Origin of the sequence: Serratia sp. BNK-17, assembly GCF_048684935.1 — a bacterium.
Classification (GTDB): Bacteria; Pseudomonadota; Gammaproteobacteria; order Enterobacterales; family Enterobacteriaceae; genus Serratia; species Serratia nematodiphila.
On record NZ_JBLQTR010000001.1, the window covers coordinates 4,289,506 to 4,303,349 of the forward strand.

9 protein-coding genes are annotated in these 13,844 nt (G+C 59.7%); 1 reads left to right on the forward strand and 8 read right to left on the reverse strand.

What is annotated here, in order from left to right:
- Positions 1-51: 51 nt before the first annotated feature.
- Positions 52-2,484: an EcoAI/FtnUII family type I restriction enzme subunit R gene (hsdR, locus tag ACMGF7_RS20385; RefSeq protein ID WP_411261277.1), complete on the reverse strand. Its 2,433-nt coding sequence runs from the start codon at positions 2,482-2,484 to the stop codon at positions 52-54.
- Positions 2,485-2,927: 443 nt separating this feature from the next.
- On the opposite strand from hsdR, the gene ACMGF7_RS20390 reads away from it, so the two are divergent.
- Entirely contained in the window at positions 2,928-4,097 is a 1,170-nt protein-coding gene (locus ACMGF7_RS20390) for a cupin domain-containing protein (RefSeq protein ID WP_049240145.1), read from the forward strand.
- A 37-nt stretch (positions 4,098-4,134) separates the two neighbouring features.
- Here the strand turns inward: ACMGF7_RS20390 and ACMGF7_RS20395 are convergent, their stop codons facing one another.
- From ACMGF7_RS20395 to ACMGF7_RS20425, 7 genes are all read right to left on the reverse strand, one after another.
- On the reverse strand, positions 4,135-5,439 hold the full coding sequence (locus ACMGF7_RS20395) for a c-type cytochrome (protein ID WP_197842756.1): 1,305 nt from the start codon (positions 5,437-5,439) through the stop codon (positions 4,135-4,137).
- Between the two features lie 11 nt (positions 5,440-5,450).
- Entirely contained in the window at positions 5,451-5,909 is a 459-nt protein-coding gene (locus ACMGF7_RS20400) for a (2Fe-2S)-binding protein (RefSeq protein ID WP_004940763.1), read from the reverse strand.
- Positions 5,909-8,131, reverse strand: a complete 2,223-nt coding sequence (locus tag ACMGF7_RS20405) for a xanthine dehydrogenase family protein molybdopterin-binding subunit (protein ID WP_049240143.1) — start codon at positions 8,129-8,131, stop codon at positions 5,909-5,911. The genes ACMGF7_RS20400 and ACMGF7_RS20405 overlap by 1 nt, the downstream gene beginning before the upstream one ends.
- Before the next feature lie 201 nt (positions 8,132-8,332).
- Entirely contained in the window at positions 8,333-9,157 is an 825-nt protein-coding gene (locus ACMGF7_RS20410) for a M55 family metallopeptidase (RefSeq protein WP_420286616.1), read from the reverse strand.
- A 16-nt stretch (positions 9,158-9,173) separates the two neighbouring features.
- Positions 9,174-10,229, reverse strand: a complete 1,056-nt coding sequence (locus tag ACMGF7_RS20415; protein ID WP_021504539.1) for a P1 family peptidase — start codon at positions 10,227-10,229, stop codon at positions 9,174-9,176.
- Positions 10,230-10,398: 169 nt separating this feature from the next.
- Complete coding sequence (locus ACMGF7_RS20420) at positions 10,399-12,498, reverse strand: peptidase domain-containing ABC transporter (RefSeq protein ID WP_420286617.1); 2,100 nt, start codon at positions 12,496-12,498, stop codon at positions 10,399-10,401.
- Complete coding sequence (locus ACMGF7_RS20425) at positions 12,491-13,765, reverse strand: HlyD family secretion protein (RefSeq protein WP_049240141.1); 1,275 nt, start codon at positions 13,763-13,765, stop codon at positions 12,491-12,493. The genes ACMGF7_RS20420 and ACMGF7_RS20425 overlap by 8 nt, the downstream gene beginning before the upstream one ends.
- Positions 13,766-13,844 lie beyond the last annotated feature (79 nt).

Consider the following 13,844-nt stretch of genomic DNA (forward strand, 5'->3'; position numbering starts at 1 on the left):
AAGGATGCCACCGGCTGCGGGAGCAACCCGTGGCAAAATGTTTATGCGCTATCAGGCGAAACGCGGCGGCAACCGATAGATTTCGTTTTCCAGTTCGTTAACCGCCTGTTCGTAAGCCTGCTTGTCACCGAAGCGGGTTTTGATGATTTCCAGCGGGCGCCCCAGCGTATCGAACGGCTTCAGTTTCAAGACCTGAACGTCTTCGATTTCCTGAACCCCTTCATCGGCATATTTATCCAGCAGCGTGCTGAGCACCTGCTGCGCCGGTTCGGCGTATTTGGTGAAATAGTCACGCTTACGCACGTTGGCGGCGCGCTCCTGGCGCGTTAACGGCGGCTGACCGTACACCACATGGCAGAGCAAATCAAACGGGTCGAGATCTTTCCCCACCTCTTCGGCCAGCACATCCCACAGGATACCCAATTGTTCCAGCTCTTCGATAATGGCCTGTTTGCGCGGCGCCGCCTGCCATTTACGCACAAAGCCATCAAGCGAGGCGAACTCACCGTCTTTGAGCAAGGTTTTACGGGTGTAATCCTGGAAAGATTCAGTGACCAGCTTGCCATCGGCATCGTAATATTGAACACGTTTGGCCAGCACGCTGACGGTCACGCCATTGACATAGAATTTACGGGTTTTGCCGTCGTCATCCTGATGGAATTCACCGTTCCCCGCCGGTTTATCCGGATTGGCCTGGTATTCCGCCGGTTCTTCATGTGCAGCACCGTAGGCCTCTTCTGTGTTCTCTTCGGCATCCAACCGTTCATTAAAATCAGACTCCGCGTCTGAAATATCGTCAGGCTTCACGACCAGCACTTTTTCCGGTACGCCGTCAAAGCGCTCATCCGCAAACAGCTCGGTCGCTTTTTTGAAATCGAGAATGGTGAACCACAGTTTGCCGTACTTTTCGTTGATACGCGTGCCGCGCCCGATGATCTGTTTGAACTTGGTCATCGACTGGATGTTCTGATCCAGCACGACCAATTTACAGGTTTGAGCATCCACGCCGGTAGTCATCAACTCGGAGGTCGTCGCGATAACCGGGTAGGCTTTTTTAGGATTGATAAAGTTATCCAGCTGCGCCTTACCTGCGTCATCATCGCCGGTGATTTTCATCACATATTTTTCGTTCTTCAGGACCTGTTCGGGATTCAGCACCACCAACGCGTGACGCATACGCTCGGCATGCTCGATGTCGTTGCAGAAGACGATGGTCTTATCCATCGGGTTGGTGCGCTTGAGGTAATCGGTGATGGTCTGCGCCACCAGCATGGTGCGCTCATCAATCACCAGCGTGCGGTCAAAATCTTTCAGGTTATAAATACGATCTTCAATTTCTGCGCCGTATTTATCCAACTGCCCTTTAAGCGGCCGCCATCCCTGTACGTCAACGTCGATATCCACACGCACTACTTTGTACGGCGCGAGGAAGCCGTCTTCAATACCCTCTTTCAGCGAGTAGGTGTACACCGGATCACCGAAGTAGTCGATGTTGGAGACGTCTTCGGTTTCTTTCGGCGTCGCCGTCAGGCCAATCTGGGTGGCGCTGCCGAAATACTCCAGAACTTCGCGCCATGCAGAATCCTCGGAAGCGCTGCCGCGGTGGCATTCGTCGATCACGATCAGATCGAAGAAGTCGGGCGCCACCTGTTTGTAGGCTTTTTGATACTCTTCGGGGCCAGTTATCGCCTGATACAATGCCAGATGAACCTCATAGGCCGGATCGATGGTGCGCCCGGTAATTTTGGTCATGGCGTTACCAAACGGCTGGAAATCGTTATTTTTGGTCTGATCGACCAGAATGTTGCGATCCGCCAGGAACAGAATGCGTTTTTTGTTTTTCGCTTTCCACAGCCGCCAGATGATCTGAAACGCGGTATAGGTTTTGCCCGTGCCGGTCGCCATCACCAATAAAACGCGGTTTTTCCCCGCCGATACGGCATCGACCGTTCGGTTCACCGCCTGCATCTGATAATAACGGGGAGACTTGCCGCTGCCATCATCGTAATAATCCTGGCTGATGACCGGCAATTGTTCCTGCGTGAACCCTTTCCAGACACAGTATTTCTGCCATAGCTGTTCAGGCGTTGGAAAGTCGCTAAGTGCAATTTCGGACTCCAACTGCTGTGGATTGGTTTTGTCATGGAAGATAAAACCATCGCCGTTGGAAGTGAACACAAAGGGAACGTCAAGCAGCCCGGCGTAATCCAGCCCCTGTTGCATCCCTTTGCCGATGGCGTGCTGATTGGCTTTTGCCTCGATCACCGCCAATGGCAAGTTTGGCTTGTGGTAGAGAACGATATCGGCGGATTTGACTTTGATACGGGAAGCCAGTTTTCCGCGCACCACGATCTTACCATCCCGGAGTTTCACTTCCTGCCGAATCTGTGACATCACATCCCAACCGGCTTCCTTGACCGCCGGCAGAATAAATTTGGTGATGATGTCCGTTTCGGTCAGATGTGTTTTGTTTACGCCAGCCATAGCAAAGTTCTCAACGGTATTGGGTTAACTCTGATTTTACACAAATTAATGCATTACGTAATGACTTGAAATGGGTTTTCAGGCTGTTGTCACCCTTTAACCTCGTCGAGCGCTTTCGTCAGCTGGTGCTGGAGACCGTGGGGCAGTCATAAAAATAGCCCGAACGGCCAATAAAAAATGACGTTCGTTTATTATTTATTTAAGCCTGTGCGCGGTGAAAATTAATTCCAATCCATGACTATTCAACTTCCGTTTAATTAATTAAACCTGCACTCACTTAGTAACAAACGCAAACAAATAAGCGCCTACGCAATACCTTCCAGCCGCTAGGATTTAAGGGTCAAAGCCTATTCCCGCCGATGACAAAAATCATTTCAATGGCGATCGCGCCTTCCCTGTCGCCTGCTTCTGCAGGCGCACGGCTTTATATTGGAGAAAATGCTATGCTATCGCGTCGTGATATATTGAAAGTCTCCGCCGTCAGCGCGGCCGCCGCCGGCATGATCGGCGGCATCGCCAAAAATGCCGCTGCTGACGACCATCGCAATATCGTGCCCCCCAGCAGCTATCAGCCGCCTGCCGATGCGCAGCATCTCTATAAATACAAATTCACCGATAGCAAAAAGCGCAGCCTGCCCAGCGGCTGGGCGCGCGAAGCCACCGTCGAGCAATTCCCGATCTCCGAGGGCGTGGCCGGCGTCGACATGACGCTGGAACCGGGCGGCGTGCGCGAACTGCACTGGCATGCCATCGCCGCCGAATGGGCGTTTATGCTGGAGGGCCATGCGCGCATCACCATTCTCGATCCCGAGGGCAAATGCGAAGTGGCGGATTTCGGGCCCGGCGACGTCTGGTATTTCCCAAAAGGTTACGGCCATTCCATTCAGGCGTTGGCGGACGGCGCGCATTTTATTTTGGCGTTCGATAACGGCCATTTCTCCGAATTCGGCACCTTCAGCATCACCGATTGGGTGGCGCATATGCCGAAAGAGGTATTGGAAAAAAGCGTCAACATGCCGGCGGCGGTATTTTCCAAGGCCAAACTGGGTGAAGCTTATATTGTCGGCGGCGCCGTTCCGCCCGCCTTGCCATTGCCGAAAAACGACGGCGGATTAAATAACGCCCCGCTGACCCACCGTTATGAATTAATGAAGCAAAAGCCGTTCTTTGAAAATGACGCGGGCAGCGTCCATTTGGTGTCGTCGAAAGAATTCCCCATCTCCACCACCATGACCGGCATCATCGAGATCGTGAAACCCGGCGCGATCCGGGAATTGCACTGGCACCCCAATGCCAACGAATGGCAATACTATATCTCCGGCAAAGGCCGAATGACGGTGTTCAGCTCGCACGGCCACGCGCAGACGGAAGAGTACGCCCCTTCGGACGTCGGTTACGTGCCGCAGGGCTTCGGCCATTACATCGAGAACATCGGCGATGAGGATTTGAAGGTATTGATCGTGATGGACAACGGCATTTATCAGGATATTTCGTTGTCCGACTGGCTGGCGAAAACCCCGGCCTACCTGCTGGCGGACAACTTCAATAACCAGGTTGAGGACTGGCAGGATCGGCCGAAAGACAAACGGGTGATGTCGCGGCGCAGCCGCTGACGGCGTGGCGAGGGAGAATCTCCCTCGCCGCTTTTCTTTACTGCTTACGCTGCTCCGCCACCTGTTTGGCGGTGACCTTGCCTTGCTTGTCGCCGAAATGGCCGACCACAAAGTTGGCGACCGCCGCCACTTCCTCGTCGGAATAGGCGCTGCCGAACGCCGGCATCATCTCATGCCGCTCGCCGACGCTGATGCTCGTCCCCTTCAGGATGGCCTGCACCACGCTGCGCCCCTGCGGATCGTTCACCGCCGTGCTGCCGACCAGCGATGCGTACTCGCTCTGGCGGCCCGGCCCGTTCCACTGGTGGCAACCGCTGCAGTCGTTGGCGAACACCCGGCGCCCAAGCGAACTGTCTTGCCCGCCCGGCAGGATCGGCGTGGAAGCCCCCGCGCCCTTCGGCTGCAGGTTCACCGCCGCCGCGCCGTCGCCGGCGATAGGCTCGATGTCGCGCAGGTATTTCACCAGCGCCAGATTATCTTCCGGCGTCAGGAACTGCAGGCTGTTTTCCACCGCCTCCGCCATCGGGCCGGCGGCGCTGCTACGCCCCGGCGCATGGCCGGTAGTCAGATATTGCGACAGCTGCTGGTCGCTCCAGCCGCCGATGCCGGTCTGTTTGTCCGGCGTGATGTTGGCGGCGAACCAGCCCTGCACCACTTCACCGCTCAGGTGCTTGCTCTGGTTAAGACCGAACCCCAGATTGCGCGGCGTATGGCACTCGCCGCAGTGGCCCAGCGCCGTCGCCAGATAGGCGCCGCGATTCCACTGTTCGTCCTTGTTGAGATCCGGCGCGAAGCGCTGCTCATGGAAGAACGCCAGGTTCCAGAATTTCATGCCCCAGCGCTGGTTGAACGGGAACGACAGCTCGTTTTGCGGGTTGGCCTGTTTCACCGGCGGCAGGCTGAACAGATAATCCTTGATCGCCAGCACGTCGTCGCGGCTCAGCCCGGTGTACGAGGTATAAGGCATCGCCGGATACAGGTTGCCCTGCGGTCCGATGCCCTCACGCACCGCGCGCACGAACTGATCGTCGCTCCAGTTGCCGATGCCGGTCTCCTTGTCGGCGGTGATGTTGGTGCCGTAAATGGTGCCGAACGGCAATTTGAAGGCGAAGCCGCCCGCATAAGGCGCGCCGCCCGGCGCGGTGTGGCACGCCACGCAGTCGGCGGCGCGCGCCAGGTACTCGCCGCGCGCCAGTTTGTCGGTCATGCCGGCCGGCGCCCCGGCGATCGGCGCCGCCGGCTCAGCGCCGGTGGGCCGCAGCAGCGTGTACAGCGCGTATCCTCCCGCCAACACCACCACGGCGATAATCAGCCATAACAGCCCTTTCAAGGCATTGCTCATCGCATCTCTCCCTAACCCAACGCCTTGGCGGCCTGGTGGATGGCGGCGCGAATGCGCACATAGGTGGCGCAGCGGCAGACGTTGCCGCCCATCGCCGCGTCAATGTCCGCATCGCTCGGATCCTTGCTTTGCGCCAACAGCGCGCTGGCGCTCATGATCTGGCCGGACTGGCAGTAACCGCACTGCACCACGTCCAGATCAAGCCAGGCTTCCTGCACCGCCTTGCCTTCCGGCGTGGCGCCCACGGCTTCGATGGTGGTGATTTTCTTGCCGACGGCGGCGGAGACCGGCGTCATGCACGAACGCACCGGCACGCCGTCCAGATGCACGGTACAGGCGCCGCACATGGCGATGCCGCAGCCGAACTTGGTGCCGGTCAGGCCGGCTTCGTCACGCAAAAACCACAGCAGCGGCATGTGCGGATCGCCCTCAAATGTCAGCGGCTGATCGTTTACGGTTAAATGAATCATCAGGTTCTCTCCTTGTCAGACGCCGGATTCGCAGTGGGATTATGCAGCGGCAGGCTCAGCGAGGTGCGCGGCCGCCCGAGCAGCGCCAGCGCATTGCCGACCGCCGGGGCGATGGTCGGCACCCCCAGCTCGCCCACGCCGGTCGGTTTCTCGGTCGAGGGCACGATGATCACCTCGATCTCCGGCATCTCATCGATACGCAGCGGGCGGAAGTTATTGAAATTGGACTGTTCGACCACGCCGTCTTTCAGCGTGATATTGCCGTATAGCGCCATGCTGAGGCCGTAACCAATGCCGCCCTCGATCTGCGCGCGGATCACGTCGGGGTTCACCGCCACGCCGCAATCCACCGCACACCACACTTTATGCACTTTCGGGATGCCGCCTTCGCCGATCGACACCTCGGCCACCTGCGCCACATAGGTATCGAACGCCTTGGCGACGCCCACGCCGCGCGCGCGCCCGTCCACCACCTTGGCGCCCTGCCAGTCGGCGGCTTTAGCCACCGCCCGCAGCACGCCCGCCGCGCGCGGTGCATCGCCCATCAGCGCCAGCCGCCCTTCGACCGGATCCTGCCCGGTTTCCTGCAACAGCTGATCGATAAAGCTCTCCACCGCGTGGCCGGTGTGGGTGCTGGCGACCGACCGCAGCGAGGTGGTCGGCACCTTGCCGGGCACGATGTGCGCATCGCAGCGGAAGGCTTCGAAGGTGTATGACACCTCGCTGGCGCCCTCGACCATCATTTGATCGAGCCCGTTGACCACCAGCGCATCCATCGCGCTGTGGCGCGTCCAGGAGTGGCCGACCACGGTATCGATCCAGCCCACCACCTTGCCGCCGCGAATGGCGCCGCGCAGGCGGTGCAGGATCATCGGGCGATACCAGCCGTTGCGGATGTCGTCCTCGCGCGTCCACACCACCTTCACGCCGTGACCGGGGCCGATGCCCTTGGCCGCCGCCGCCATGTCGGCCGCCAGATCCGGCCCCAGCGTCGGGTTGCCTAAATCGATGCGCCGGCCGAAGCTGCCGCCCGCCAGAATGGTTTCAATCTGCACCTTCTCCGGCGGCAGCTCGAACAGATCGCACAGCTGCTTATGGTCAAGCGTCTGGATTTGGCAACCGTAGCGCGCCTTAACGCTCTCGCCGTCCCAGAACAGATAGCCGTCCAGCGGCTCCATCGGCGCGTGGGCGACGTACGGGAAGGTGTATTCAGCCTCGATCACCTTGTCGGCCTTATCGAACACCTCGTCCGGCTTGCCGTGGCTCTTCGCCACCACGCCGGTTTTCTGCGCCACCTGGCGGAACTCGGCGTAGATCTCCTCGGTGTTGCGCCGTTCGGCCTGCGCATCGTCCCAGGTGACCCTCAGCCGTTCCCGCCCCTGGATCGCCGCCCAGGTGTTTTTGGCGTAAACCGCTACGCCGGTGGCAACCTGTTTCACCGCCACCACGCCCGGCACCGCCAGCGCCCGCTCGGCGTCGAAGGTCGCCACTTTGCCGCCGAAACGCGGCGGTTTCTTGATGGTGACGGTCAGCATGTCCGGCTCGTGGATATCCTGCGAGAACTGCGCGCTGCCGTTGGTTTTCGCCAGCGAATCGACGCGGTGCAAACCGCGCGTTTTGCCGATCAGGATGAAATTGGCCGGGTCCTTCAGCGTCAGGCTGGCGGGATCGGGCGGCGGCAACGTGGCGGCCAGCGCGGCGAACTCGCCAAAGCCCGCTTCTCGCCCGCTGGCGGCATGGCGGATCTTGCCCGCCTGCACGGTGATTTCCTGCGCCGAGGTTTTCCAGCTCTGCGCGGCGGCCTGCACCAGCAGCGCGCGCGCCATGGCGCCCATGCGCCGCATTTGCTCATAGGCATTGGCCACCGAACTGGAACCGCCGGTACCCTGGAATCCGAACGCCAGGTTCTTGTAGATATTGGTGTCCACCGGCGCGGCCACGACCCGCACCTGCGCCCAGTCGGCGTCGAGCTCTTCGGCGACCAGCGTCGCCATGCCGGTATAGACCCCCTGGCCCACTTCGGTGTGTTTACTGATGACGGTGACGACGCCGTCGGCGCCAATCTGAACGAAGGCGTTGGCGTCTAACGCCGCCGTGCCGGAGGCGGCCGGGGCGTTCGAGCGCGCCAGCGCGCCGGTGGACGGCAGATAGGCGCCGATCACCAACGCCCCGGCGCCGACGATAAACCGCCGCCGCGAAAGCGGAACTTGGGATATGCTCATTGCTCATGACTCCAAAAAAACCGAAGGCGTCACTGCCTTCGGCGAAACAACTCTTGTTATGGGAATGGCTTGCCGCGCCGGTCAGGTGACATAGCGCAACAGAGCAATAATTAGCGTAGCCTATTATTCAGCAGGCCTAATCTTGATAAGGGATTTTCTGTTGGAGAATCGTGCGGTGCGGGCGGGAACCCGCACCGGGAGTCAGCTCTGCGTCGTCGCCAGAGAGGAGAAGACGCTGAGCAGGCGGATTTGCGCCGCCATGTTGTCGCTGTCGAAGGCCACGGTGAGCGCGTCCTGGCGCTGCACGCCGGGCACCAGGCTGAACAGATCCGCCAGCACCGGTTTGGCCGCCATCAGCGTCAACCGGTAAGGTGGCATGAAGCGGCGCTCCACCGGCAGTCTGGCGCCCTGGCGCACCTGCTGCATCGCCCGCTCGCGGATCTCCGCCCGCGCCCGCTGAGGGCTGAGCGATTCGGCGGCGGTTTGCGAGATGGCGCGTTTCACGCAAACATAGCCAGATTGCGGATAACGTTCAGCGATCCAGCGTTGCAGCTCGTCGTCACCGCTCACCAGCCACAGCGGGACGTTCAACTCGGCCGCCGCCGCCGCATACAGATCGCTTTCGCCTACCACCTCGCCGTTCAGGCTGACGCGGTAAAAGGCCCGGCCATTGATGGTATGCGCCAGCACGCCGCGTTCGCCGGCGGCGCTGTGATAACCGATACACATCAGGCCGTCGTAACGTTGATGCTGCAGCCCTTCCACCATCGATAGCCCGCGCGGTTTGCCCTGCACCAGGCGCGCCCGCGCATCGATGCGATCGGCGCGCAGGTTCTGCATCATCGCGTGGCTGTCGGCCACCGTCACCTCGGTGGCGCCGCCGGCAAAAGCGCCGTCGATGGCGGCGTTGACCTCCTGCTCCATCAGCTCGCGCGCCGCAGTATAGTCAGCATGGGCCGGGTTGCACTGCTCCGGCCGCATCACGCCGGCAATACCCTCAATATCCGCAGAGATAAAGACTTTCACATCACACTCCCGTTATTTAATTTGCCGCCAGCCGATCGAGCAGCGGGCCCAACGCCATACGATCGTGCTGCTGGAAACCGCTGACGCCTTCCGCGCTCAGCAAGGCATCCAGCACCGCGTATTCGGTGGCGTCCGCCGCCGCCGCAAACAGCGGCTCCAGCCGTTCGTCCGGCAACGTCGCCCCCAGCAACCGGGTGGAAAACGCCAGCGCGATATCGCCGGAGCCGTGCCCCCAATGGCTGCCCACCCGCCCCAAACCGGCGCCCGCGCGGCGGGCGATGCGGTTCAGCTGGCGGCTGTCCAGCGCCCGATCGCAGGCGATGATGATAATGACCGAACCGGCGTCCACCTGCGGCGGCGGATCCGCCAACAGTTTGCCCAGCGCCTGGCCAACGCGCACGCCGCTCAGCGTCAGCGAGTCGAGGGTGCCGAAGTTGGCCAGCACCAGCACGCCGAGCGTGGTGCCAAGCCCTGGGCAATAGCGCGAGGCGGTGCCGATGCCCCCTTTCAAGCCGAAGCTGCTCATGCCGCGCCCGGCGCCGACGCTGCCGCGCGCAAAGCGGGTGGAATGGTTATCCAGCGCGCTGAAGACGTGCTCCTCACGCACCGCCATCGCCTGAATATCGTTGAGGTAGCCGTCGTTGCACTCCAGCACCAGCGGGTTGATGGTGGCGCTGCCGCGGCCGATCTGCGGGTAACGCAGACAGCTGCGCCGCACCATGGCGTTGAACAGCGTGCCGACGGCGAAGGTGTTGCTCAGCAGAATAGGCGTTTGCAGCACCCCCAGCTCGTTCAGCTGCACCAGCCCCAGCGGCTTGGCGAAGCCGTTGAGCACCGCGCTGCCGCACGGCAGCGGCTGGTTAAACAGATCGCCCGGCGGCACGATGGCGGTAACGCCGGTCTGGCATTCGCCGTCGGCCAGCGTGTGATGCCCGACGCTGACGCCCGGCACGTCGCACAGGGTGTCGGTCGGGCCGGCCGGATAGCGCGCGCCCGGCAGGCGGCGATGGCGCCGCCAATAGCTCAGCAGATTGTCGAGGCTTTGTTGTTCAAACGCCTGGCTGTCTGTCATGGTTCCCTCATCCGCCGTCAGCCCATCAGAAAACCAGAATATCGCGCAATGCGCCGCGCCGTAAATTGAAAGCCGAAGCGAGCAGCAAAAATAGCCTTGCCCCATCGCCATTTATTGGGTTTTTAGGGGGGAACAGTGAAAATGGCCGGTGCCGCGGGTGATACCCCCCTTATCCCAAATGTATAACCCGATCTGCCGACGCAATGGTCGTTTCACGGTGGGCAATGATCAGCTTAGTGATATTGAGTCTCTTGATGGCCTGATTCACCACAGCTTCGCTCTCCTTATCCAGCGCGCTGGTGGCCTCATCCAGAAACAAAATAGCCGGTTTTTTGTAGATTGCCCGGGCTATGAATAGCCGTTGTTTTTGCCCGCCGGACAATCCTTCCCCCAACTCGCCAATCAGTGTTTCATATCCCATAGGCATGCGTAAAACCACGTCATGCAGATAGCTGGCACGGGCACAGGCTTGCATCCAGGCATCGTCCACCTCGTCCGCAAACCCGCAAATATTTTCCCGGATCGAGCCGGAGAACAGTTTGTCGTCCTGCATCACGCAGGCAATCATTTTGTGGTAGTTGTTGATGCCGAGCTGGCGGATATCGACACCGTTCACCTCAACCCGCCCTGAATCCGGGGTAAACAGTCCGCACAACACCTTCATCAACGTGGTTTTGCCGGCGCCGGACGGGCCCACGATGGCCACGCTTTCGCCCGGCGCAACGCTGATGTCCAGGCCATCAAAGATAGCCGGTGACTGGCTGTCGTAACGATAGCTCAGGGCATGGGTCGTCAATCCCAAAGGTTGCAGGCCCGCCGTGTAAGGGTGATCGGGTTTACGCGCCTCCCGCGGATGCAGAGCGATATCGGCAATGCGCTCGTTATGCAGGCTCATCATGCGCAACTGCAGCAAAAATTCCGTCAGCGACCCGATGCGGTCGGAGAACTGGCCCCGAAAGGCGCCGAACGCCACGAACATGCCGAGGGTCATCTGGTTATCGATCACCAGGCTGGTTCCCAACCACAGAATGACGATCTGGTCGCACGCCGCTATGAAGGTGTTGATCCCGCCAAACAGCATGTCCATTCGGGTGACGCGGATACCCGTGTTGATGGTGTCGATTTCAAGGTTTAGCCAGTGAGCGATGCGGCGTTCTCCCATGCCCTGCATCTTGACGGTAGCGATACCGTACAGCGTTTCCATAAAATACGAGCCGGCCCGCGCCTCTCTCACCAGCGCCTCCTCGGACAGCTGACGGTAATATCCATAGGTCAGCAGCCGCATCAACACATAAAGCGCAGTGAAACTGAGCACTACCCAGGTCAGCCAGCCGCCATACAGCACCATCATCACCAACACACCGATCACCATGATGCCGTCCATGATGGCGCCGACGATACTGGTGGTGAAAGTGCTGCGCAGCGTATCCAGTGAACCGAAGCGTGATTGAATGTCACCCAGCTTACGCCGTTCAAAGTAACCGAGCGGCAGGCGCAGCAGATGGGTGAACAACCCGGACTGCCACTGCACGTTGATAAGCGTCGCCATGACCAATCCTGACCATGCCCGCACCATGCCGATGGCAGCCCGCAACAAGATAAACAGCATCAATCCGGCGCAGATGAGCGACAGTAACCCGCGATCTCCGGCGGGAATGGCGTGATCCATCACCAGCTGCGTGCCGATGGGCATCACCAGGTTGATGGTTTCGAACACCAGAGACAGGCAAAAGATTTTGCCGAGCGCCCCCTTGAGGCCATGCACGCTGCCGATCAGCGTGCGAAGATGAATGCGATGGCGGACGCTGTCGGCGGTAAAGGTGCTGCCGGGCCAGGCCTCAAGCGCTACGCCGGTGAAACTGTGCGACAGTTCCGTCAGGCTGACGGCCCGGCGCCCGCGCGCCGGATCGTGCAGCACTGCGCGGCGGCCTTTGACGCTGACCAGCACGACAAAATGGTTGAATTCCCAGTGCAGAATGCAGGGCAGTTTTAGCGCGCCAAGTTCGTCCAGCTCCAGTGACAAGGGGCGAGTGCTCAACCCCAGCTGTTCGGCGATACCGGTCAGCCCAACCAGCGTTGCACCGCGGGATGACAGATTGAACTGCCGGCGCAGCGCAATCAGGTCGATGTTTTTGCCGTAATAACCGCAGATCATCGCCAGACAGGCCAGCCCGCATTCCGACGACTCGGTCTGGTGCACCATCGGAACCCGGTGGCGCAGCCGCAGATCCAGTTGGCTGGCCCGCTGTTTGAATGTGCTCCTACTCATTGACCGGCCCCGTCGCACTGTGTTTCATGTCGTAGAACGGCGACAGCATCCATTGATACATCTTCCTTTTTTCCAGAAACAGAGTGCTTTGCGCTTTCATGCCGTTTTCCAGGCTCAGACGTTTACCATCGTAAGCAATGGATTGTTTTTCCGGGATAACGATCACTTTGTAGTAAGGCACGGCGGCGGTCAGCGCCGCTTTGGGCGCCCCCTGGTAGGTCAGCATTTCCTGCGGTGAGGCCGGGGCTTTGGAGATGACGGACACTGTGCCGGCGAACTGGCCGAACTTCTCCGCCGGAAAGGCGTCATAGCGCACATTGACCTTATCGCCGGCGGCAATGTAGGGGATGGCGTCGTTGGGCACCCACAGTACCAGGGCATAGCGATCGATGTTTTGCGGAATAATCTGCAGCAGACTGTCGCCAATGTTGACCATCTGGCCAACCGTGACGCTCAGCGAATCGATGCGGCCGCCGGCCAGCGCGCGAACGATAATATCGCCAGTGGCATCGATGTTTTGCCGCTCCTTTTGCAGCTCGTAGCGCTGCAGCTCCATCTGGTAGATCTGGTTGTCGAATTCGGCAGCCTGGGTATGGATCTGGCTTTCCAGCGCGGTGATCTGCAACGCATTCTGTTCGTTCTGGCCGGACAGGCCCAGCAGGTTGTTCTGCTGCTGGTAATACAGCGCCACCTGATTGGTGAGCTGATCCTTATTGATCAGCCCCTGGGTCTGATAGTGCCGGTAGTTCTCCATGTTTTCCTTCATGATGCGTATCCCTTCCTGGGCGCGTTTGAGGATATCGGTGGAGCGGGTGAATGCAGCGGTGTATTGCGCCTTCTGTTGTTCCAGCATGATAAGCGTGGCCTGCTTGCTGCTTTCCAGTCGGCTGATGATTTGCGCAATGCGTGCCAGCTGGCCATCAATATCCCGGCGCTGGTTATCGCTGATCACACCGCTACGGGTACTCTTGCTGACGTCGATCTGGTAAATGGGGGCACCAGCGGCAATCACCTGCCCTTCGGTGACAAATTGCTTGACCACTATCCCCTGAACGGCGGAATAAACGTTGGCGGCTCGCGGATAAGTGCTGATCTCGCCGGTCACGTTGACCCGCCGGGTATAGGTACCGGCGATGGTGAAGGTGAGAAAAGCAATGAGGAAAAACAGGCACAGCCCTGCCGTGAGCCAAAAGGGAATGCCGGGTAGCAGGAGCGCCCTGCCACGCCATTTCATTTTCTGATTCTCGATCGCTTCCTGGCGAAACATGATCAGCGTCCCTTATTGATAGCTAACATTCAAATTCACAGGCTATTGTATTGACAATAAAACAAACAGAAGGTCAGTT

What these genes read in the sequence shown, in the direction of transcription:
- hsdR (WP_411261277.1), bottom strand. Translation starts at nt 2,484, where the DNA reads ATGGCTGGCGTAAACAAAACACATCTGACCGAAACGGACATCATCACC.
- ACMGF7_RS20390 (WP_049240145.1), top strand. Translation starts at nt 2,928, where the DNA reads ATGCTATCGCGTCGTGATATATTGAAAGTCTCCGCCGTCAGCGCGGCC.
- ACMGF7_RS20395 (WP_197842756.1), bottom strand. Translation starts at nt 5,439, where the DNA reads ATGAGCAATGCCTTGAAAGGGCTGTTATGGCTGATTATCGCCGTGGTG.
- ACMGF7_RS20400 (WP_004940763.1), bottom strand. Translation starts at nt 5,909, where the DNA reads ATGATTCATTTAACCGTAAACGATCAGCCGCTGACATTTGAGGGCGAT.
- ACMGF7_RS20405 (WP_049240143.1), bottom strand. Translation starts at nt 8,131, where the DNA reads ATGAGCATATCCCAAGTTCCGCTTTCGCGGCGGCGGTTTATCGTCGGC.
- ACMGF7_RS20415 (WP_021504539.1), bottom strand. Translation starts at nt 10,229, where the DNA reads ATGACAGACAGCCAGGCGTTTGAACAACAAAGCCTCGACAATCTGCTG.
- ACMGF7_RS20420 (WP_420286617.1), bottom strand. Translation starts at nt 12,498, where the DNA reads ATGAGTAGGAGCACATTCAAACAGCGGGCCAGCCAACTGGATCTGCGG.
- ACMGF7_RS20425 (WP_049240141.1), bottom strand. Translation starts at nt 13,765, where the DNA reads ATGTTTCGCCAGGAAGCGATCGAGAATCAGAAAATGAAATGGCGTGGC.